Source organism: Symploca atlantica LB2515 (genome assembly GCF_052546295.1).
Genome location: NZ_JBQWMT010000001.1, coordinates 958,866 through 981,371 on the forward strand (window position 1 = coordinate 958,866; position 22,506 = coordinate 981,371).

Annotated in this window: 16 protein-coding genes, 1 tRNA gene and 3 rRNA genes; 9 read left to right on the forward strand and 11 right to left on the reverse strand. The window is 46.7% G+C overall.

The window, feature by feature from the left end; genetic code table 11:
• Nucleotides 1–7 precede the first annotated feature (7 nt).
• Nucleotides 8–595, forward strand: coding sequence for a rhomboid family intramembrane serine protease (locus ACT7WV_RS04090; protein ID WP_445101678.1), 588 nt, complete (start codon nucleotides 8–10; stop codon nucleotides 593–595).
• Between the two features lie 9 nt (nucleotides 596–604).
• Complete coding sequence (locus ACT7WV_RS04095) at nucleotides 605–856, forward strand: TIGR02450 family Trp-rich protein (protein WP_445101679.1); 252 nt, start codon at nucleotides 605–607, stop codon at nucleotides 854–856.
• A 139-nt stretch (nucleotides 857–995) separates the two neighbouring features.
• On the opposite strand, the gene ACT7WV_RS04100 is transcribed toward ACT7WV_RS04095, so the two are convergent.
• The 9 genes from ACT7WV_RS04100 to ACT7WV_RS04140 form a co-directional block, all read right to left on the reverse strand.
• Nucleotides 996–1,754 carry a HEAT repeat domain-containing protein gene (locus ACT7WV_RS04100; RefSeq protein WP_445101680.1) on the reverse strand — a complete coding sequence of 253 codons (759 nt, stop codon included), beginning with the start codon at nucleotides 1,752–1,754 and terminating at the stop codon, nucleotides 996–998.
• Nucleotides 1,755–1,900: 146 nt separating this feature from the next.
• Nucleotides 1,901–2,434 (reverse strand): GNAT family N-acetyltransferase, encoded by a 534-nt coding sequence (locus ACT7WV_RS04105; RefSeq protein ID WP_445101681.1) that lies wholly within the window; start codon nucleotides 2,432–2,434, stop codon nucleotides 1,901–1,903.
• A 13-nt stretch (nucleotides 2,435–2,447) separates the two neighbouring features.
• Complete coding sequence (locus ACT7WV_RS04110; protein ID WP_445101682.1) at nucleotides 2,448–2,663, reverse strand: hypothetical protein; 216 nt, start codon at nucleotides 2,661–2,663, stop codon at nucleotides 2,448–2,450.
• A gap of 246 nt (nucleotides 2,664–2,909) precedes the next feature.
• On the reverse strand, nucleotides 2,910–4,697 hold the full coding sequence (locus ACT7WV_RS04115; protein ID WP_445105570.1) for a sodium:solute symporter family protein: 1,788 nt from the start codon (nucleotides 4,695–4,697) through the stop codon (nucleotides 2,910–2,912).
• A 101-nt stretch (nucleotides 4,698–4,798) separates the two neighbouring features.
• Nucleotides 4,799–6,148 carry a 3-phosphoshikimate 1-carboxyvinyltransferase gene (gene aroA, locus ACT7WV_RS04120; RefSeq protein ID WP_445101683.1) on the reverse strand — a complete coding sequence of 450 codons (1,350 nt, stop codon included), beginning with the start codon at nucleotides 6,146–6,148 and terminating at the stop codon, nucleotides 4,799–4,801.
• A 109-nt stretch (nucleotides 6,149–6,257) separates the two neighbouring features.
• Nucleotides 6,258–6,374 (reverse strand): 5S ribosomal RNA (gene rrf, locus ACT7WV_RS04125).
• Nucleotides 6,375–6,440: 66 nt separating this feature from the next.
• Nucleotides 6,441–9,324 (reverse strand): 23S ribosomal RNA (locus tag ACT7WV_RS04130).
• 260 nt (nucleotides 9,325–9,584) lie between these two features.
• Nucleotides 9,585–9,658 (reverse strand) — tRNA-Ile (locus ACT7WV_RS04135).
• Between the two features lie 153 nt (nucleotides 9,659–9,811).
• Nucleotides 9,812–11,301, reverse strand: a 16S ribosomal RNA gene (locus ACT7WV_RS04140).
• The 16S, 23S and 5S rRNA genes sit together here with 1 tRNA gene alongside, the layout of an rRNA operon.
• A 412-nt stretch (nucleotides 11,302–11,713) precedes the next feature.
• Here ACT7WV_RS04140 and nadC point away from each other — a divergent pair.
• Nucleotides 11,714–12,625, forward strand: coding sequence for a carboxylating nicotinate-nucleotide diphosphorylase (nadC, locus tag ACT7WV_RS04145; protein ID WP_463424216.1), 912 nt, complete (start codon nucleotides 11,714–11,716; stop codon nucleotides 12,623–12,625).
• A 205-nt stretch (nucleotides 12,626–12,830) separates the two neighbouring features.
• On the forward strand, nucleotides 12,831–14,588 hold the full coding sequence (argS, locus tag ACT7WV_RS04150; protein WP_445101685.1) for an arginine--tRNA ligase: 1,758 nt from the start codon (nucleotides 12,831–12,833) through the stop codon (nucleotides 14,586–14,588).
• A gap of 68 nt (nucleotides 14,589–14,656) precedes the next feature.
• Here argS and hisA read toward each other — a convergent pair whose 3' ends face one another.
• Both hisA and ACT7WV_RS04160 read right to left on the reverse strand, forming a co-directional pair.
• Nucleotides 14,657–15,430: a 1-(5-phosphoribosyl)-5-[(5-phosphoribosylamino)methylideneamino]imidazole-4-carboxamide isomerase gene (gene hisA / locus ACT7WV_RS04155; protein WP_445101686.1), complete on the reverse strand. Its 774-nt coding sequence runs from the start codon at nucleotides 15,428–15,430 to the stop codon at nucleotides 14,657–14,659.
• Nucleotides 15,431–15,523: 93 nt separating this feature from the next.
• On the reverse strand, nucleotides 15,524–17,203 hold the full coding sequence (locus ACT7WV_RS04160) for a transglutaminase domain-containing protein (RefSeq protein ID WP_445101687.1): 1,680 nt from the start codon (nucleotides 17,201–17,203) through the stop codon (nucleotides 15,524–15,526).
• 204 nt (nucleotides 17,204–17,407) lie between these two features.
• Between ACT7WV_RS04160 and ACT7WV_RS04165 the strand changes: the two genes are divergently transcribed.
• The 5 genes from ACT7WV_RS04165 (at nucleotide 17,408) to ACT7WV_RS04185 (ending at nucleotide 22,500) form a co-directional block, all read left to right on the forward strand.
• The gene (locus ACT7WV_RS04165) at nucleotides 17,408–18,229 is read left to right on the forward strand and encodes a DUF928 domain-containing protein (RefSeq protein ID WP_445101688.1); all 822 of its coding nucleotides are present in this window, start codon (nucleotides 17,408–17,410) and stop codon (nucleotides 18,227–18,229) included.
• 5 nt (nucleotides 18,230–18,234) lie between these two features.
• A complete protein-coding gene (locus ACT7WV_RS04170; protein ID WP_445101689.1) occupies nucleotides 18,235–19,167 on the forward strand; it encodes a DUF928 domain-containing protein in 933 nt (310 codons plus the stop codon).
• Between the two features lie 12 nt (nucleotides 19,168–19,179).
• Nucleotides 19,180–19,977 carry a DUF928 domain-containing protein gene (locus ACT7WV_RS04175; RefSeq protein ID WP_445101690.1) on the forward strand — a complete coding sequence of 266 codons (798 nt, stop codon included), beginning with the start codon at nucleotides 19,180–19,182 and terminating at the stop codon, nucleotides 19,975–19,977.
• A 67-nt stretch (nucleotides 19,978–20,044) separates the two neighbouring features.
• Nucleotides 20,045–21,310 (forward strand): IS701 family transposase, encoded by a 1,266-nt coding sequence (locus tag ACT7WV_RS04180; RefSeq protein WP_445101297.1) that lies wholly within the window; start codon nucleotides 20,045–20,047, stop codon nucleotides 21,308–21,310.
• A gap of 725 nt (nucleotides 21,311–22,035) precedes the next feature.
• Nucleotides 22,036–22,500: a Fur family transcriptional regulator gene (locus ACT7WV_RS04185; protein WP_445101691.1), complete on the forward strand. Its 465-nt coding sequence runs from the start codon at nucleotides 22,036–22,038 to the stop codon at nucleotides 22,498–22,500.
• Nucleotides 22,501–22,506 lie beyond the last annotated feature (6 nt).

The window sequence follows — 22,506 nt, forward strand, 5'->3', positions numbered from 1 at the left end:
TAGAGTCATGAGCAGCCAGGAAACAAAAGCGCTCGCCAAGGAATTGACAAGCCAGTTCTTTATCTTAGGTGGATTAGTTGCCATCATGTGGATTTTAGAGCTGTTAGATGCAACCGTTTTAAGACATCAACTGGATTTGTACGGTATCATTCCACGCCAGGAAATTGGACTACGGGGTATATTATTTGCTCCTTTTTTGCACGGCAATTTAACTCACTTGATTGCTAATACTATTCCCTTTGTGACCTTGGGTTGGCTGGTCATGTTGCAAGAAACTAGCGATTTTTTCGTCGTAACGGCAATTACCATGCTGGTTGGTGGCATGGGTGTTTGGCTATTTGGGGCAACTGGCTCGATTCATATTGGTGCTAGTATTCTAATCTTTGGCTACCTGGGTTTTTTGCTTCTCCGGGGCTACTTTGAGCGAAACCTGCCCTCGATGATTCTCTCGCTAGTCGTCGGCGTCTTGTATGGTGGAGCAATTTGGGGAATTTTGCCTACACAATCGGGTGTTTCTTGGGAAGGACATTTATTTGGCTTTCTTGGTGGTGTAATCGCCGCACGCTTTTTGGCAAGACCCAAGAGAGTATCGTAATCTAAAAAAATGCCGAAAAAGCAGAAATTTCCTTATCTTATTGGTTCAAAATGGACAGCTAAGCAGAAAACCTGGGGCTGGAGGCATTTTCAGGTAGCTAATCGCAAGAATCAGGGCAAGTGGGTGTTTGCGGAAATGGTGGCTTCCTGTGACCCTAACGTCCGTTTTTGGCTTAATGCTCAACAGCTTAAAGACTATTCCCTGTGGCAAGCTGGCTGGAAATCTTTGGCAGAGATGCAGGATCCAGGGCATTCTTTTTAAGATTTTCGGCGACTTTATTCTTGAACATATTCAAGGACAAGGAGGAAATCCCATTTTGCCCTACCGCTTTCCAGGTTAAGAATTTACACTCAGCGGCGGAGAAATACGTAAGTTTTATACGCCGCCTAGCCGTAATTTTTTACACAAATCCTTCGAGTTCTAATGTTTCAATCAATTGAAGGGCACGAGGGTCACCTAATTTCAAAAGCGCGGCTTTCGCATCTTCCCGAACCCCTAAATCTTCGTCTTCAGCAAAAGCTTCTATCAAGCCATCCACAGCCCCAGCATAGATAGCATTAGAAGGCATTTCCCGGCACAATTGCCCCAGCGACCAAGCACAGTTACTCCTCACTGCTGCCAATGGTTCTTGCTTGAGAGCAGTAATTAGCGGTGGAATCGATGCCACAATTTCTTCATAATCCAACTCGGCCATTTGCGCTAAAGAACTGGCAGCCCATAAGCGTACTGCTGAGATCTCATTTTTGAGGGCATCAATTAGAGAGGGCAAAGCACGGCGATCGCGACAGTTTCCCAAGGCCCAGACAGCACCTTTACGTACATAACCGTTAAAATCGCAGTTGAGCTGGTTAATTAAAGGCTCTACAGCAGTGGGACTCGGATTGCGCCCCAGAGCATAAGCCGCACTTACCCTTACTAAGGGACAAACATCTTCCAAGAGGTTAATCAGCAGCGGAATTGCCCGTTCATCCTTAAGTTCACAAAAAGCCCTTGCTGCCAACATCCGTTGCGGTGTTTCTGGTGAGCTTAGCATGGCTAACATCACCTCTGGATCTGGCTTGGGAGTTTCTGACTCGGCATCAACTGGCTCTAGGCGATCCAGAGGGCTTTCTAGATCATCTGTTGTGTCGAGTACGCTCAAATCGTCGTTACTATACATAAGTGTACATACCTGCTCAAGGAGTTTATCCAACTCAATTGCATCTGTCTCTTCCCGCGTTAGTTAATTTAGAGAATACGAAAATAGCGAGTTAGACTTTGTACTATGGATAGTACTATAGATGCAGGTTTCCTAAGCACCTTTGCTTAGTCAATGGGTTGAGGATCTAGCGGTTTCGCCATCCAGAATGATTTAGTTTGGTAGCCTAGCTGAAAATAAAGATTCAGAGCTGCTTGGTTAGTGCCAAAAACTTGCAGTCCGATTTGGTGATCGCCTCTGGAACTTGCCCAATGCTCGGCATGGCGCATTAGGGCTGAACCAATGCCACGACGGCGGTGTTCTGGCATTACATAAAGTAGAAAAATATGGGCATGACGATCGCCTTTTACTTGATCAACGGCGTTCCCCATCCAGAGACAAGCGATTGCTTGATCTAGTTTTGAAGGAGAGTCTGTCGGAAAAATCTGCCCAGGCGGGGAAACTGCTGCATTGAATAAATCTACCCACCACAGAGGCGTTTCCAGAGAAAAATACTTCCTCACTGTCTCCGTTAAATGGGAGAAATCATCTTGTTCGGGGAATAGTTCTCGGTAGCTCAACTTAATGAACTTTACTAAGGTTTCCCGTTCTTCTCTGGAACCGGTTCGCAGCTTATAGCCTGGTAATAGTTGATTGGACAACAGCAGTCACGGATTAATGGGCTAAGGTACTGGCTGGCTGATTAACTAGGGAGGAACTGATCGCTGGATTCCTTGGTGTTTGCTGGAAGTTAGCGGCATCTGTGTCCTCTATTGGTGCTGGTGCTGCCAGATCGTTAGGCAAAAAGATGCGAGAACTTACTGCTAGTAAGGCTACCAAAAAGACTAGTACGATGAGAAAGGGCGCAATATATTGACGAAAGAGTGTCATGGTAAAGGCGTGGGCTGTTGATTTTGCTAAGGTATACTTTTGTTTTTATTTTAATTGAAGAACACAGTTGAGATTCTTTTGCCCTCGCTTCTGACAAGTCGCAAATCTTGACTGTAAAAACCCGGTCAAAAAAATTGCAATTACGAGGAATATTAGTAAGCTAATAGCTGATTTATTCATTTAGAGTCAATACATAGCTAAATGCCATGCTATTTGGATAAAATCTGACAAGTTACTCTTTTATTATTACTCGTCGTCCAGACCGGGCCTGGGCATTGGCAACGGCTTAACTTTGCTAATTTGGCGCAGCAACATCCAGCCAACAACAGCGGTTATCAGCGATACCCAACCAGTTAGCGGCTGAAGCAACAAAAAGCCACCAATGGCAAACATGGTTCCAAAAAGGAGCAAAATCGAAGCCAGAACCATTTTGATGTCCTTGCCCAAATCTTGGGCTGGTGCTAAACCTGTGCGCTCACGCTGACGCTGCCACCCCCAACCAGAGGGACGCACCTGCTGATAAAATTCATCTAGCTTGGCATCTGATTCTGGCGGTGTGAGAAACATTACCGTAATCCAGGCAACGCTGGTAATCCCTGCTGTAACCAGCAGGCGCAAGCCGAAGTCGTCAATCTTTAGCAGTGGCACAACACTAGTTGTTAAACCGATGACGAAGCCGCTTACCATTGCTGTCAGTTCCGCTGCGGCATTGATGCGCCACCAAAACCAACGTAGAATCAGTACTAAGCCGGGGCCAGTACCAATAGCAATTACTAACCGGAAGACGGTAGCCACATCTTCGGCAAAGAAAGCAGCCATTGCTCCTACTACTGTGACAATTACCGAGGCAATACGTCCTGCTAGCACCAGTTCTGACTGTTGTGCATCGGGTTTAATGAAGCGCAGGTAGAGATCATTGGTTAAATAGGAGGCTCCCCAGTTGATGGAAGTGGATACTGTACTCATAAATGCTGCTAGCAGGGAAGTCACTACCAATCCCAGCATTACTGGCGGTAAAAAATCGAGCATTAGTTTGGGATAACCCAATTCTCGGTCTGATAAATCTGGATAAACTACAATTGCCACCAGTGCTACGAGTATCCAGGGCCAGGTGCGCACTACGTAATGGAGGAGATTGAATAACCAGGCAGCTTTTTCGGCTTCTGCTTCGTCTTTCGATGCGGCAAGCCGTTGCACGAATTCACCCCCGCCATCACTGCGACGAAATGCCCACCACTGGAGAAAGATGTAGGCAGAAAATGTGCTGGCGGTGATACCAGCGGTTTCGCTCCAGTCCAGCCACCCTGAATTAATGGTCAAGGGAAAAAAGGATAAAACATCCTGTTGGGTTGCTTGCTGTACTGCTGGAACCAGAACATGAATACCACCGACATGGCTAACGGCAGCAATGGCTACGACAATCGCTCCGAAAAGGGCTAAAAAAAACTGGAAGAAGTCCGTGGTAACAACGCCCCACAAACCGGCAAAGCTGGCATAAATTAAGACTAGTAAACTGACGCCGACAACGCTCCAGATTTTCAGGCTTTCTCCTGGCTGGATACCCAAGCTTTGCCACAACTCCAGGGCATCAACTACTTTGACCATTGCTAGCATGGCGTAACCAATGCCAATACAGTTAATGGGTACAGCAAATAAAAATGCCTTAGTTCCTCGCAACAGCGCTGCCACAGAGCCACCATAGCGCATCTCTGTTAGTTCGGCGTCAGTGACAATCTTTGAGCGTCGCCACAGCCTTGCGAAAATATAGATCATCACTATATGTGCAATGCCAAAACTCCACCATTCCCAGTTACCAGCAATCCCTCGATTAGCAACAACGCCAGCAATGTAGAGGGGAGTATCGATAGAAAATGTAGTGGCAGCCATACTAGTGCCTGCTAGCCACCAAGGAAGCGATCGCCCCGAAACAAAAAAATCGACTAGACTCCCTGACGCCTTGCGGGAGAGGTAAACCCCCAATCCCATCGACAAGAGTAGGTAGAGTAAAACAATCAGCCAATCAACGACTCGCATAAACTTCCAGGTTGCTTGTGAGGCATCTAGCCATGATGCCACAGCAAGGACTCAATGAGGATGATTTCGCCAGCCTCTTGAAAAATGATAGCTAGCAGAACTTATAACTCACAGAGTCTTTGCAAAGTAGTAGTAAAGTCAGGATAGGAGACTGCAGCTGCTTGGGCACCATGGATAGTAGTGGTACCTGTGGCGCTGAGAGCAGCGATCGCCATACTCATGGCAATCCGATGATCAGTATAACTATCAACTTCGTTACTTTGTAAAGGAGTGCCGCCGGTAATTTCCAAACCATCCGGCAGTTCTTGTACTTTAGCTCCCATCCGGTTCAACTGAGACGCCATCACAGCAAGGCGATCGCTTTCCTTAACTCGCAGTTCTGCTGCATCTCGAATTACTGTCTTTCCTTGAGCAAATACCGCAGCTACTGCCAAGATCGGAATTTCATCAATCAGGCGGGGAATCAAATCCCCAGCAATTTCGCATCCTTTTAGCTGTCCGTGGCGCACCCGCAAGTCGGCTACTGGCTCCCCAGCTACTAACCGTTGGTTTTCCAGTTGAATATCAGCTCCCATCATCGATAGAGCTTCTAAGACACCTGTGCGGGTAGGATTGACGCCGACATTTTCAATCAGTAATTCTGAATCAGGCACAATAGTACCTGCTACCAACCAGAATGCTGCCGAACTGATATCACCGGGAACAACTACTTTCTGCCCGAAAAGGGTAGGCATACCTTCTATTGTCACGCTATTTGTTTCTGGATCAATGCTAAGTTTTGCCCCAAAAGCTCGCAGCATCCGCTCACTATGATCGCGGGAGAGCGCTGGCTCGGTTACTGTGGTTTTTCCCTCTATCATTAAACCGGCGAGAAGGACACAGGATTTAACTTGGGCTGAGGCGATTGGAGAATAATAGCGTATAGGTTGTAGTACAGACCCTTGAATTGCTAATGGTGCTAGTGAAGCCTCCTTACGTCCCCAAATTTTTGCCCCCATTTGTTGTAGTGGTTTGACAACCCGGGACATAGGACGAGTTCGCAGAGAACTGTCACCTGTTACTGTAAAAAATCTTCCTGGATGAGACGCCAGAAGCCCCAGCATCAGACGCATAGTAGTACCAGAGTTACCTGCGTTCAATATATCCGGTGGTTCTTGTAATTGCCCTAATCCTATCCCCTTGACTATTACTTGTTCTGTATTCAGTGGAGATATATCTGCGCCCATTTGCCGAAAACAGCTAGCTGTGCTGCGTGGATCTTCTCCTAAGAGCAATCCCTCAATAATTGTTTCTCCCTGAGCAAGCCCGCCTAACATTAAAGCACGGTGGGAAATGGATTTATCTCCTGGTACCCTGAGACTTCCCTGCAAACATAGTCCAGACTTAGGTCTAGTAATAATTAAATCTTGTTGATTTTCCGTATTCTTGAGCGTGACAACAGCAACTGTCATGGAGATAGATTATTGGGCTTAAATAGCAAATCGGAAGAGTTTTATTTAGCAAATAAATCAAAACAAAAAACCCCCCTTCTGTAAGGAAAGGGGGTTTTTCGTAAAATCGACCTGGCACTGAGCTATTTTCCCGTGGGGCTACCCCCAAAGTATCTTCGCCGCAGTAACGTTTCACAACCGAGTTCGGGAAGGGTCGGAGTGGGGCCATCACGCCTTAAGCACCAGGATGGTGTAATCACCCTCAAGACTGCATAGCAATTAATTAAAGTTGTGGTTTCATCAAACAAACCATGAGGTCAAGCCCTCGGTCGGTTAGCACGCCTTGGCTGCATCCATTACTGGACTTCCACCTAGCGCCTATTAACAGGTGTTCTTCCTGTGACCTTACCCACTTAACGTGGTGAGAGCACTCATCTTGAGGTGGGCTTCCTACTTAGATGCTTTCAGCAGTTATCCACTCCGCACTTGGCTACCCAGCGTCTACCGTTGGCACGATAACTGGTACACCAGCGGTGCGTCCCTCCCGGTCCTCTCGTACTAAGGAGGGCTCCTCTCAATGCTCTTGCGCCTGCACCGGATATGGACCGAACTGTCTCACGACGTTCTGAACCCAGCTCACGTACCGCTTTAATGGGCGAACAGCCCAACCCTTGGGACGTACTTCCGCCCCAGGTTGCGATGAGCCGACATCGAGGTGCCAAACCTCCCCGTCGATATGGACTCTTGGGGGAGATCAGCCTGTTATCCCTAGAGTAACTTTTATCCGTTGAGCGACGGCCCTTCCACTCAGTGCCGTCGGATCACTAAGGCCGACTTTCGTCCCTGCTCGACTTGTTGGTCTCGCAGTCAAGCTCCCTTGTGCCTTTACACTCTACGGCTGATTTCCAACCAGCCTGAGGGAACCTTTGCGCGCCTCCGTTACCTTTTAGGAGGCGACCGCCCCAGTCAAACTGCCCACCTGAAACTGTTCCTCACCCGGCTTACGGGTCAAGGTTAGAATCCTAGCTTCGCCAGAGTGGTATCTCACCGATGGCTCCCATACCCCCACAAGGGTATGTTCAACGCCTCCCACCTATCCTGCGCAAGCGAAGCCCGGAGCCAATTCCAGGCTACAGTAAAGCTTCATAGGGTCTTTCTGTCCAAGTGCAGGTAGTCCGTATCTTCACAGACATTCCTATTTCGCCGAGCCTCTCTCCGAGACAGTATCCAGATCGTTACGCCTTTCGTGCGGGTCGGAACTTACCCGACAAGGAATTTCGCTACCTTAGGACCGTTATAGTTACGGCCGCCGTTCACCGGGGCTTCAGTCGCCAGCTTCGGGTTACCCCTAACCGACTTCCTTAACCTTCCGGCACTGGGCAGGCGTCAGCCCCCATACATCGTCTTGCGACTTAGCGGAGACCTGTGTTTTTGGTAAACAGTCGCCTGGATCTCTTCACTGCGACCCACTCGCGTGGGCACCCCTTCTCCCGAAGTTACGGGGCCATTTTGCCGAGTTCCTTAGAGAGAGTTATCTCGCGCCCCTTAGTATACTCTACTCCCCCACCTGTGTCGGTTTCGGGTACAGGCATTGAAGGTTTATGGTGTTTAGGGCTTTTCTAGGAAGCATGACATCAACCACTTCGGTGCCGTAGCACCTCGTACTCGCACCTCAGCTCAGGGCGTTTTCGCCGCCCCTCTTCACCTCGGATGCTTCAACCGGCACTACCAATCGCCGGCTGGTTTAGCCTTCTCCGTCCCCCTGCACCAACCCTCAACGGTACGGGAATGTTAACCGGTTCGCCATCGACTACGCCTTTCGGCCTCGCCTTAGGTCCTGACTAACCCTCCGCGGACGAGCCTTCCGGAGGAACCCTTGGGGTTTCGGGGCATTGGATTCTCACCAATGTTTGCGCTACTCAAGCCGACATTCTCACTTCCGTTGCGTCCACACCTGCTTGCCGCTAGTGCTTCACCCCCAACGGAACGCTCCCCTACCGATAGAATTTCTATCCCACAGCTTCGGCAGATCACTTAGCCCCGTTCATTTTCGGCGCAGGAGCGCTTGACCAGTGAGCTATTACGCACTCTTTTAAGGATGGCTGCTTCTAGGCAAACCTCCTGGTTGTCTTTGCACTCCCACCTCCTTAATCACTTAGTGATCATTTGGGGGCCTTAGCTGGTGGTCTGGGCTGTTTCCCTTTCGACGATGAAGCTTATCCCCCACCGTCTCACTAGTTGAGTGTACACCTGGTATTCTGAGTTTGTCTCGATTTGGTACCGCTCTCGCAGCCCGCACCGAAACAGTGCTTTACCCCCAGGCTTTAATCTCAACCGCTGCGCCTAAACACATTTCGGGGAGAACCAGCTAGCTCCGAGTTCGATTGGCATTTCACCCCTAACCACACCTCATCCGCCGATTTTTCAACATCGGTCGGTGCGGACCTCCACTTGGTGTTACCCAAGCTTCATCCTGGACATGGTTAGATCACCCGGGTTCGGGTCTACAAACCGTGACATTACGCCCTATTCGGACTCGCTTTCGCTTTGGCTGCGGCATTTTCGCCTTAACCTGCCACGACCTGTAAGTCGCCGGCTCATTCTTCAACAGGCACACGGTCAGACGTTGAATCGTCCTCCCATTGCTTGTAGGCTAATGGTTTCAGGTTCTATTTCACTCCCCTTCCGGGGTTCTTTTCACCTTTCCCTCGCGGTACTGTTTCGCTATCGGTCACACAGGAGTATTTAGCCTTACGAGGTGGTCCTCGCGGATTCACACGGGATTTCACGTGCCCCGTGCTACTCGGGATACAGCTAAGAGAAACTTGGCTTTCGAGTACAGGACTTTCACCTCCTCTGGTGCAGCATTCAACTGCTTCCTCTAACCTCACGTCTCTAGTGTCGCTGTCCCACGACCCCACCTAGAATACTAGGTGGTTTAGGCTACTTCCCGTTTCGCTCGCCGCTACTCAGGGAATCGCTGTTGCTTTCTTTTCCTCCAGCTACTAAGATGTTTCAGTTCACTGGGTTCGCTCTTGCTCACTTATGGATTCGTTGAGCAGTACTTAGGGTTGCCCCATTCGGAAACCTCCGGCTCAAAGCTTGCTTCCAGCTCCCCGGAGCGTATCGTCGGTTGCTACGTCCTTCATCGCCTCTGTGTGCCTAGGTATCCACCATTAGCCCTTTGTAGCTTGACCACATTGGTTTGTCTCTTTTCTCTAGTTAACTTCCTTGCCTCAAGGGCAAGAGCGTCACTTGACAGAAATTTTGACCACAATAATTGCTATGCAGTTTTCAAGGTGCTGACTGGATTTAGCATCCAGCATTCCACTGAACTTTCGTCTCAGTAAAGGTGCTGAATTCTAATTGCTCCAAAGTTTGGTTCGAGAGCAGCTCAATGATTGACTTAGCTGCCGTTTGATAAAGCTAGAAGAACTTCTATCACTCCCAGTTGAGGTGGGCCATCCTGGACTCGAACCAGGGACCTCACCCTTATCAGGGGTGCGCTCTAACCACCTGAGCTAATAGCCCATGTTACCGGGAATAGTTGGTTAATCACTCAAGAGAGTTTCAACCGAACCAGTTAATAGTTTGAAAGCTTTGAGATTGACACTCGGCCGACCTTAATCTCTAGTTCAGCTACCTTCATTTGGGTTTAGTTGCTGACTAGTTAGGTCTCCCTAAAAAGGAGGTGATCCAGCCACACCTTCCGGTACGGCTACCTTGTTACGACTTCACCCCAGTCACCAACCCTGCCTTCGGCGTCCCCCTCCTCGAAAGGTTAGGGTAACGACTTCGGGCGTGGCCAGCTTCCATGGTGTGACGGGCGGTGTGTACAAGGCCCGGGAACGGATTCACCGCAGTATGCTGACCTGCGATTACTAGCGATTCCTCCTTCATGCAGGCGAGTTGCAGCCTGCAATCTGAACTGAGGCAGGGTTTACGGGATTCGCTGACTCTCGCGAGTTCGCTGCCCTCTGTCCCTACCATTGTAGTACGTGTGTAGCCCAGGACGTAAGGGGCATGCTGACTTGACGTCATCCCCACCTTCCTCCGGTTTGTCACCGGCAGTCTCTCTAGAGTGCCCACCCGAAGTGCTGGCAACTAAAAACGAGGGTTGCGCTCGTTGCGGGACTTAACCCAACATCTCACGACACGAGCTGACGACAGCCATGCACCACCTGTGTTCGCGCTCCCGAAGGCACTCCCCAGTTTCCCGGAGATTCGCGACATGTCAAGCCCTGGTAAGGTTCTTCGCGTTGCATCGAATTAAACCACATACTCCACCGCTTGTGCGGGCCCCCGTCAATTCCTTTGAGTTTCACGCTTGCGCGCGTACTCCCCAGGCGGGATACTTAACGCGTTAGCTACGGCACGGCTCGGGTCGATACAAGCCACACCTAGTATCCATCGTTTACGGCTAGGACTACTGGGGTATCTAATCCCATTCGCTCCCCTAGCTTTCGTCCCTGAGTGTCAGTTGCAGTCCAGTAGAGCGCCTTCGCCACCGATGTTCTTCCCGATATCTACGCATTTCACCGCTACACCGGGAATTCCCTCTACCCCTCCTGCACTCTAGCCTGTCAGTTTCCACTGCCTGCCCGGAGTTAAGCCCCAGTCTTTGACAGCAGACTTGACAAGCCACCTGCGGACGCTTTACGCCCAATAATTCCGGATAACGCTTGCATCCTCCGTATTACCGCGGCTGCTGGCACGGAGTTAGCCGATGCTGATTCGTCAGGTACCGTCATTGTGTTCTTCCCTGACAAAAGAGGTTTACGACCCAAGAGCCTTCCTCCCTCACGCGGTATTGCTCCGTCAGGCTTTCGCCCATTGCGGAAAATTCCCCACTGCTGCCTCCCGTAGGAGTCTGGGCCGTGTCTCAGTCCCAGTGTGGCTGATCGTCCTCTCAGACCAGCTACTGATCGCTGCCTTGGTAAGCCTTTACCCCACCAACTAGCTAATCAGACGCGAGCTCCTCTTTTGGCAATAAATCTTTCACCCGTAGGCACATCCGGTATTAGCCACCGTTTCCAGTGGTTGTCCCCGACCAAAAGGCAGATTCTCACGCGTTACTCACCCGTCCGCCACTCACCCCGAAAGGTGCGTTCGACTTGCATGTGTTAGGCATACCGCCAGCGTTCATCCTGAGCCAGGATCAAACTCTCCGTGTTGTTTTTGAGAATTTGTGGTTCCAGTTGCTTGCGCTTCTAGTTCCTGGTTCTCTCGTTATCTCTTATGCTAGTGTCAGGGCTAACCCTTTCACTTTCAATTTACTTGACGAGTGCCAATGCTCTTTTAAAGCTTTCAAACTATTGCTTTGTCTAGGTTCGGGGCTTGGGAGTCGTTTGTCTTCCCCTCAAGCGCTTTACTAATATAATCCTCCTTTCTCTTTCTTGTCAACCTTTTTTGGGAAAATATTTTGAAAATCTTGAAAAACCTCTGAGGACAGGCTTTCTGGGCTTTTCTGAATTCATCTCTCCTCATTACCCAAAGACCAGAATCAAGAAATTACTACCACCATGGTGGAACATCGATACTGGAGATTGAGAAAACACAACCAACTTTAATAAGATGACTACTACTATGAGCCTGAGTGCTGTTTTGCCCTCTTGGATCGGGTTAGATCCGCTCTTGCATACCTGGTTGTTAGAAGATATTGGTCGAGGAGACCGCACTACTCAAAGCTTACTCACCAACAAGGCGAGTTTTGGCAAAGCTCAGTGGATAGCCAAGCAAGCAGGAGTTGTCGCTGGATTACCAGTAGCAGCTCGCGCCTTTCAGTTATTGAGCAATGCAACTCAAGTAGATAGATCAGCCTCCAACTTTAGCTTTATCTCAACCATTGCAGAAGGTGAATCCTGCACTCCAGGACAAGTTATCGCTCAACTTCAAGGTTCTCTAGATGTTCTCCTGACAGGAGAAAGAGTTGCTTTGAACCTAGCAATGCGCCTCAGTGGTATTGCTACACTTACTCGCGAGTATGTCGAGACAATTTCTGATTTACCAGCACGACTAGTAGATACCAGAAAAACAACCCCTGGTTTGAGACTATTAGAAAAATATGCTTCTCAAGTAGGAGGAGCACTAAATCATCGTTTGGGATTAGATGATGCGGTGATGATTAAGGATAATCACATCAAAGCTGCCGGTGGTATTACCGAAGCAGTTGCCCAGATTCGGGGAAAAATTCCCTACCCCCTAAGCATTGAAGTTGAAACAACGACCTTGAATGAAGTGGAAACTGCCCTCGAAAACTGTGTAGACATAATTATGCTGGACAATATGCCACTCGATTTAGCTTGCCAAGCCGTTGAACTAATTCGCTCTCATCACCATCAGGTCAAGATCGAGGCATCAGGTAACATTACCTTGGAAACAATTCGTGCCGTGGCCCAAACTGGTGTTGATTTTATTTCCAGTAGCGCCCCAGTAACTCGCTCAGCTTGGCTAGATTTAAGTATGAATCTAGAACACAATATCAAAGGATTTGCATAGTCACGGGATGATTGGAGATTTTTGGCGGTTCTCTTCCTCTTGTTTTCCTTACCCTCGATTCGTCACCTGATTATCCAATGCCATCCCATGTCGACGGTAGCCATAAATAGATGTCAGCTTACTGAAAGCTCAAATCATGGTAAAAATACACTGCTACTAGGCGGCAAGCAAAGCAAGTACTCTTTGAGTGCATTCACCTCACATCATGAAATCTATAATCGAACAGCTAAGAATTAAATTTACTCAAGCATTAACCGCAGCCTTAGGCTCGAATTTAGTGGGGATAGATCCGATGGTAGTACCCGCTAGTAATCCTAAATTTGGAGATTACCAGTCAAACATTGCTTTGCCTTTGAGTAAACAGTTAGGACAACCACCACGAGCGATCGCTCAGCAAATATTGCAAAATTTGGATGTTAGTGGCATTTGCCAATCGCCGACAATTGCCGGACCAGGGTTTATTAATTTGACCTTGGAACCAGCATACTTGGAAGCAAAACTCAGCGAAATTGCTACAGACCCTCACTTAGGCGTAGAACAAGCCAAGACACCGTTACGGGTAGTTGTCGATTTTTCCTCACCGAACATTGCCAAAGAGATGCATGTCGGACACTTGCGTTCTACCATCATTGGGGATTCTCTGGCTCGCATTCTCGAATTTCGGGGTTACGAAGTTCTCAGGCTGAATCATGTAGGCGATTGGGGTACTCAGTTTGGCATGCTGATCGCTTATCTCCGGGAAGCCTACCCAGAAGCCTTAACCACATCTAATGCTCTCAACTTAGGAGATTTAGTCACTTTTTATCGGCAGGCTAAACAGCGATTTGACACTGATGAGGAGTTTCAAGAAATTGCTCGCCAAGAAGTTGTGAAATTGCAAGGGGGATCACAAGATAGCAGACATGCTTGGCAATTACTCTGCGAGCAATCAAGACGAGAGTTTCAGGCTATTTACGACTTGCTGGATATCCAGGTGACAGAACGGGGTGAGTCTTTCTATAATCCATTACTTTCTAGTGTAGTAGAAGACCTGAAGCAGTCAGGCTTGCTAGTAGAGGATGCTGGTGCTCAGTGCGTTTTCTTAGAAGGATTTACCAACAAAGAAGGTGAGCCTCTGCCTTTGATTGTCCAAAAATCTAGTGGCGGTTACAACTATGCCACTACTGACTTAGCGGCACTACGTTACCGAATTCAGGAGGACAGCGCAGACCGAATTATTTACGTCACCGATGCTGGACAAGCTAACCATTTCGCCCAAGTATTTCAGGTAGCACGAAGGGCTGGTTGGCTAACAGATAAAGTTGAAGTAGTACATGTTCCCTTCGGTTTAGTGCAAGGGGAAGATGGCAAGAAATTAAAAACACGCTCTGGAGAAACAGTGAGATTGCGGCATTTGTTGGATGAAGCGATCGCCAGGGCTCGCGCTGACCTCGAAACCAGACTAGAAACAGAAGGTCGCGAAGAGACAGAGGAATTTAAAGCACACGTCGCTCAAGTAGTTGGCATTAGTGCTGTTAAGTATGCTGATCTAGGTCAAAACCGCACTAGTAATTACATTTTTAGCTTTGACAAAATGCTTGCTCTACAAGGCAATACAGCACCTTACTTGCTTTATGCCTATGTACGAGTTCAGGGTATTAGCCGGAAAGGTGGCATTGATTTCGAGAAACTAGGAGCTCAGGCGAAGATTCTGTTGCAGGAAGATACAGAGTTGGTATTAGGGAAGCACCTACTACAACTGAGTGAAGTACTCAAGGAACTTGAACAAGATTTGCTGCCCAATCGCCTTTGTCAATATTTATTTGAACTCAGCCAAAAGTTTAACCAATTCTACGACAAGTGTCCTGTACTTCCAGCAGAAGAACCATCAAGAACATCACGGTTGGTACTGTGCAATCTGACAGCACACACGATAAAACTGGGGTTATCTTTGCTAGGAATTCCTGTTCTCGAAAGAATGTGATTTTTTAGGGATACAGAGTAAGAAGAAAATGAAGAGAGGAAGAATTACCCTCCATCTCTTCATGACTATTACGCGAACGCCGAAAAGCCAGTATCTGGAGGAACATCTTGCCAACGACCGGAACCAACTGCTTGAATAGCTTCCTTGAGGGAAATATCGCCTGTATAAAGAGCACGACCGACAATCACGCCACCAACACCCAAGGGTTGTAAAGCTAGTAGACTCAACAAGTCAGTAACGGAACTGATTCCCCCAGAAGCAATCACGGGAATCGAGACACCAGCAGCCAGCTCTCTGAGAGTTTCTAGATTGGGACCGGCTAGCGTACCATCACGATGGATATCTGTATAGATAATCGCAGCAACTCCCATTTTGGTCATTTGCTCAGCTAGGTCTATAGCAGTCACTTCTGAAGTTTCTAACCAGCCGCGAGTAGCAACCCGTCCTTGACGAGCATCAATCCCTACTAAAATTTTCCCAGGAAACTCTTCGCATAAATGTTTCACCAAAGATGGTTCTTCCACCGCGACAGTACCCAGAATAACTTGCTCAACACCAAGACTGAGTAGTTGAGTAACACCCAGGTGATTACGCAATCCCCCCCCTACCTGTACGGGTACAGATACTGTCTCCACAATTTCTTCAATTGCCTTAGTGTTAACCGGGTTGCCAGATTTTGCACCATCTAGATCAACAACATGCAACCTGGATGCTCCCTGATCAACCCAAAGTTTGGCAACTTCTGTCGGATTGTCGTTAAACACCTGGGCTTGTGCATAGTCTCCCTGGTAGAGTCGTACGCACCGCCCATCAAGTAAATCAATTGCTGGGATAACTTCCATTATCTGTATTCGTTTCTAGTGTTCAGAAATAGGAGAGATTCAAGATTTACAGCCAAGGGTAACCAATTTTCACCAACTACCCTTCGTCGATTACTAATTATCAATACCTAGTTCTTGCAAAATGGTAAATTTAACGTGATTAATTGCTAATGCGCCGATAGAAATTTTTTCTTTGTCTACGGGAGCGCCTTCGCTTTTAAGGCTTTCAAAAGTAATTCCTTTGCCAATCTCCACGTGATACCAAGATAGACCCATGAAAAACCTGGTTGGGTAAGGCCCCCCCTCAAGAGTATCATCAGCACTCGATTCCATTGGTAACCAGCCCCATCCTGGTACATAAAATTCCATCCAGACATGATTAAAATCTGGCTCTAGAGAGACACCTAGCTTATCGGGGTGGGGAGGACACTTATAGCGACCAATAGTTCTACAAGCAATGCCATTAAGCCGCCCCAGAGCTAGTAGCACGCCCAGATACTCGCCACAGGAGCCAATACCCCTCTCAAAAACAATATCTGGCGTCTCTATTTTAGGCGTAACGTGGTACGAGAGTCGATCGTAGACGTAATTGCGAATGCTGTAAATTTTTCGCAATAGATTTGTTTCCCGACCAATCGCTTCACTAGCTGCACGGCGAATGATCTCCGTATCCATGGCCAACTTATCATTATCTACCAGATAGCGAGTTTGCAAGTCTTCCGGAAGCTCGGTTAGACTCTCTACATCTCGCGGTGTCAGTCGATACTTAATACTCCATACTTCCAGCAAAGCTTTCCAGCCAAAGAGATGACGCTCACCCGGCTTAAGAACATCAAATTTAAAAACAGCTACTCGCTGACCATCTTGAATTTCCTCAGTAAAAGGTAGACCGATAGCTTCAATTTTTTTAACTTTTTGCCGGTCAGTTTCTGATGGTAAGGCAATGCGCCATTCTACGTCTTTAAGTTCTAGATCTTCCAGAGGTGCTAGTTCTTCGACATAAGACATTTCGATGAGATAGCCATTAGAGAGGGCATAGCGACTTTCTGGGTTGTAGTGAAAATGCAAAGGGTGAATAAAACTGCGATCGCGATACTGCAATTCAAAATTGGGCTCAGCATTAGGATTGTCTCTGATATAGGGTTCTTCAGAGGCGTAGGCGACGTAGAGAATATCCTTAGCGCTTTGGGGGTCAGTATGAAAAGCTAAACCTGTGGGTTTCTCAAAAGGTGTAAGAACACTAAATTGAATTGCGCCGGTTCCTCGGTCAAGACAATAAACGCTCTGTTCGTCAGCATCAGAGAGCCAGAGTTCTTCATCACGCACTGTAATATGTTCAACGCCAACACCAGGTGCATACAACCGAGTAATTTCACGTGCCGTTTCACGCTGGTAGACAAAAATACACCCAGCTTTTTTGCAGGTAATATAAATAGTTGATTCTTTAACGGCAACTCCATTAGCTGGGTAGGGCAAAGTAACAAAGTGGTGGAGTGCTAAATCAGCCTCAAAATTGCTCCAGTAAACACTATTGTTCCTAGTTAACCAGAGAGTTCCCTCTGAAATTGCTAGACCACTAGCACCAGTAAGATCTGATTCACGAGACGAGTTGACAATCTTTGTGTTATCACTGAGTGGATCTATTTGCAGTAAATAACCGCTGGTGGCGTCAATGGCGAGAAGTTTTTCTCTCCAAAATGCTATTCCCTGTAGGGAGTAAGCCACAATTGGTCTAATGGTGCGGAAGCTGGGGTTGTGTTTTAAGGACACCGAGGAAGCCGAGTCAGGAATCATGCTCAATCCAAATAATATATATGCAAGAGTGGCAAACTTATTTGCCAATACCTCCGGTGCGTCAAGTTATTAAATATTGAAACTCAAGCAGAAGCTCTCTTACGAACCTGATTATCATAGACTTGACACCAGTGTGTTGGAACCTCAGCTTCTGTTTCACCATCTTTACAAATAGAACCTGTTATCGCAGGAAATGCTTTGATCATGGCTTGGTTCACACGCTCATCACGCTTAACTTTACTGGCCTTAGCTCTGATAATTGGGCTGTCGATTAGTGTAAAAGCACAAGTACTAGCCCCCATAGAAACTACTTCTCTTGGCAGTAGGCTGCCTCAGTCATGGGAATTTCGCACACCCAACTCTCCAAATCCAGGACGTAACGCTCCTGTTGATCGGGAAGGAGGGGCAACGCGTGGTCCTTGCTTTAAGGGCGGAAGACCTCTTACCGCAATGGTTCCAGTTTCCGGCACAGGAACAACAGTGACTGCCTATCCTACCATATTTTGGTATATGCCAGAAACATCGGCATCAGGAGTAGAGTTTGTACTCAAGAATGCAAATGATCAGGAGGTTTACTCAGTAAAGTATGTATTGGCAAAGTCTACGGAGGATAGCGTCAGCCTTCCTGGCATTATGAACTTAACTCTTCCTGCCTTTGCTAATCTCTCGCCACTAGAAGTTGATCAGGAATACCAATGGCAGTTGTCCTTAATCTGTAAACCTTCTGATCCCTCGGCAAATGTAAGTGTTGGAGGCAAAATTAAGCGAGTTCAATTCAGCCCTACTCTGGCAATTCGCACTAGCCAAGCAAACTCCCAAGATTTGGTGGCTTTATACGCAGACGCTCGACTTTGGTATGAGACTTTGGGTACTCTAGTCTCTCTACGGCGTGAACGCCCCCAAGATCCTGAACTCACAGAAGCCTGGAACAAACTGATGGATTCAGTGGAGCTGCGCACAACTTATGAAGAAGAAGAACCTTGGTTTCAGGTGCAAAAAACATTGACCACCAACAACACAAAATAACTCTCATGTCGCAGATCAGGTGCCATTTTTTAAAATTTTCTTTAGGAATCTTTCTGAAACTTTTCTTAATCACAGCCTTTTTAACTCTGGTACAGGCTCCGCAAGAGCTTCTTGCCAAAGAAATACCAAAACGCTGGCAACTAAGAGAGAATCCACAATCCGGTAGCATTGCAGAGCTACTCTTGGGCAAAGAGATAGCTCAAACACCACTACAGTTGAATTATCCTTCCCTTAGCAGGAGATTACCGGCTCAATGGGAAAATTCATTAACGCCCAAACCGCCGGGATCTTCGAGACCCAGTAATACTGAAGGTGGAGCAACTAGAGGGCCTGATGGCTATGATAGTTGCCTTCAGGCTGGTCAGTCACCGGTTGCTCTGGTTCCGGCTTCTGGTATGGGGCAAACAATAGCTGAGTATCCAACTATTTTTTGGTACATGCCCTCAACCTCAGCATCAGCGGTAGAGTTTGTACTCAAAGAGAGCAACGATCAGGAGATTTATTCAACTAAGTACAGCTTGGTCAATTCCAACGGAAGTATCTCAACCACTCCCAGCATCAGGAGTTTAACCCTTCCTAGTTCTGCTAATCTTTCTCCTTTGAAGATTAACCAGGAATATCAATGGCAATTAGCCTTGGTTTGTGATCCCCTAGACAGAGGAGCCGATATCCTGATCTCAGGCAGGATCAAGCGAGTTAAACCCGATCCCCTATTAGCAATACGCTTTTCCCGGGCAACTCTTCAAGAACGTCTGACTTTATATGCAGACGCTCGGCTTTGGTACGAGACATTGGGAACCCTCGTAGATTTACGACGCAATCAACCCAATGATCCCAACTTAGCAGCTGCCTGGAAAAAACTTCTCGATTCTGCGAAGATAGACAAAATTTCTCAAGATCCTTTTTATCAGGGTGCCAGAAACATTAGCAACCAATAAGCAATTGATTTCATGGCACAGGTAAGGTTTGTTTGCTTCAGCTTTTCTGCAAAACTTTTTTTCAAGTCAGCCTTAATCACGGTGTTCCTCCTGCTAGGACAACTGCCGCAAACTCTTCTTGCTCAAGGAATTCCCCAACGCTGGGAAACAAAAAAATATCAGCCACCAAGAGGTATTGGCACACCCAGGCGCGTAGAAGGGGCTGGAACTCGTACTCCCGGCAGAGGCTGTCCAGTGGCTGATAAACCGCTCACAGCATTACTTCCTAAAAGTCACTTTGGGGTAACGGTGGCACCCTACCCTACTTTTTTCATTTACATGCCTAATCTCTCATTTCAAATGCCGCCGCCACCGGTAGAGTTTGCCTTGGAAGATCGAGAAGGTAACGAAGTGTATCAAGCTACTTTCAGAACTAATGGTCTCCCTGGTATCGTCGCCATCAGCCTACCTACTCAAGTGGGATTGTCACCTTTGCAGGTAGATCAAGACTATAAATGGTCTTTCTCGGTCATTTGCCAGGGAGATGAGCGCTCAATGGATGTTGTGGTGGAAGGATGGGTTAGACGGGTAGCCTTAAGTCCTATCGTAGAAAATCAGCTCAAGCAAGCATCAGCCTCAAGGAAAGTTGAGCTTTATGCAGACGCAGAGATTTGGCATGATGCTCTAGCGACGTTGGTTCAGTTGCGCCGTGATCATCCTACTGATTTAGTAGTGACTTCTGATTGGGCAAAACTCTTGAGTGCTGCTGGACTAAGTAATTTTACTCAAGAGTCACTGGCTCCAATTCCTAGAACATCTAGCGGGACTTAAACGAAAATAAAGAGTTAATAAAGGTATAATTTAGGCATGGCAGCCATTTGACATTAGAGTGTAAGACATGAAAGAGACAACCCCCGCCGCCATGCCTCCTTGCTTCGATAGATGGTGCAAACGCTTTGATGATGTCTGGAGACATCAAGCGCAAAAAAGGGAGTTTAGGAACTATATTGGGGGATTATTAGGGGAAAGTGAAGGAAAAAACCTGTCTCAAATGGCGGATAACGCGGTGGGAGTGACTTACCACCGATTACATCATTTTTTAACGGAAGCCCCCTGGAATGCTCAACAGGTAAATGAGCGGCGTCTACTGGTGATGAATCAGTGTAGCCCAACCCGAATAAGTAGAGGATTCACGTTAATTGTAGATGACTCAGGACATAGGAAAAGTGGCAATTTCACGGCGGGAGTAGGACGACAGTACATTGGAGAAATCGGGAAGACAGACAACGGAATAGTAGTGGTAACAACTCATCTATATGATGGGAAAAAAAGCCTACCGTTAGATATAGAGTTATCTCAACACGCTAGTTCTTTAGCTGAAGGAAAAAAAGATATTGAATTCCAGAAAAAGCCGGAGTTAGGCTTAGCATTAATTGACCGCAGCATGAACAGAGGATATCGACCGGGTATCGTATTAATTGATGCTGGGTATGGAAATAACACAACGTTTTTGCTGGAACTGGAAAAAAGGAAACTCAAGTATATAGGAGGATTAGCCAAAAACCGTAAGGTGATAATTGAAATAGGGATAAGTCAACGAGAAGAGATTCGCCTAGATAAGTTAGCCGAATCCTTGTCGCCAAAAGATTTTACCCCTGTTCAAATCAATCTAGATAAACTGAAAACCGTTTGGGTGGCTCCTGTAGAAGTTGAACTCTCACAGCTTGAAGGAAAGAGAACAATTGCTATCGTCATGAATGCCTCAACCTTCGACCAAGCTAGTGATGTTGACTATTTTATTACCAATGTTGAATCAACAAAAGCCACAGCCGATTGGATAGTAACTACCTACTCTCAAAGAAATTGGGTAGAAGTTTTCTATCGGGAAGCCAAAGGCTGGTTGGGTTTATCTGAATATCAAGTCAGAGATTATAGAAGCCTGATAAGACATTTCATGCTTGTGTTTTGTGCCTATACATTTATTTTATGGCACACTTTAACCGGAGGATTAAGACGGCGTTGGGCATCGAAACCTTTAAACACCTTTACTGAAGCATTAGAGGCGTTTCGGACAGCGATGTCTTTCCGTTTTATGGAGTGGTTGAACCACAATCGGGACGTATTCTTTGCTCACAAAGCTGCTTTGGGCTTTGTTTGGGCTTGAAATCTGTCTAAGTCTTACTAGAAGTAAAGATTACAGTTTTTCGCAAAACTTTGAACCGAAATTGAGGACAGTTCAACCCTAAAAAAATTTCTGACAAAATTTATTTGATCATGGTTAGAGTTTTTCCTGAAATTGAAAGACTCTAAACTCTGCTTTATCAATAAAGGCAATCTACCAGATTACTAGAGTAGAATTTCTTCCTGTTTTTAAGAGTCCTGAACTCAATCCACTGATCACCCAAGTCTACTGATAGAGTGGACAGAAGTCCCCCATCTAAGCTAAAGTGGTAATGAGTTTGCTTTAGGGTTCTATAGATAAAACCTCAAGAGCTAAGAGTGTACTCTCCAATAACTTGTAGAAAGATCAATTCCCCTAGCAAAATTTCTATTTAATCAAAAATCAAACCGGAGTAGTCATTAAACCAAATCTCTTGAATCAGAGTACAGGTTTTTTGATTTTCCCTAATAAACTTCTCTTTGAGAGATAATTATAAATCTTGTAATGTAAAACTCAATCTATATATGCGCTATCAAGCTCACCCCAGAGTTCTTTACTCAAATAGCCAGAGAAAGCCTTTAATAGCTAACTCTCCTCTAAGCATTGAGTACCAATCAAGTATCAAAATTATCTACAGGGGGATAAATTAAGAAGTCTGATCCTCATCGATAACATGAGAGAAAAGGAATATATAGATAAGCCAACTAATCACTATAAGAGAATCAACTATGCAATATGAAGCGGCAGCTGCAAAACCAATTCGTTCACTTGAAGACGCCATAGATCAATGTCAAATAAAAGGAATGCGTCTTTCCCGTCAACGTCGCTTCATTCTAGAACTACTTTGGCAAGAGAAGGAACACCTCTCAGCCAGAGAAATTTATGATCGATTAAATCAACAAGGCAAGATTATTGGTCACACATCAGTTTACCAAAACTTAGAGGCACTATCTAGTCAAGGAATTATCGAGTGTATTGAGCGCTCTGATGGAAGACTGTACGGCAATGTCAGTGATATCCACAGCCACGTCAACTGCCTGGACACCAACCAAATTGTAGACGTTTATGTAGAATTGCCTACAGAATTGCTCCAGCAAGTAGAGCAACAAACGGGCGTAAAAATTACTGAGTATCAGATTAACTTTTATGGCTACCGCATCAAAGCATCTGACTCAACTAAATGGCAATCTTGAGCCAGT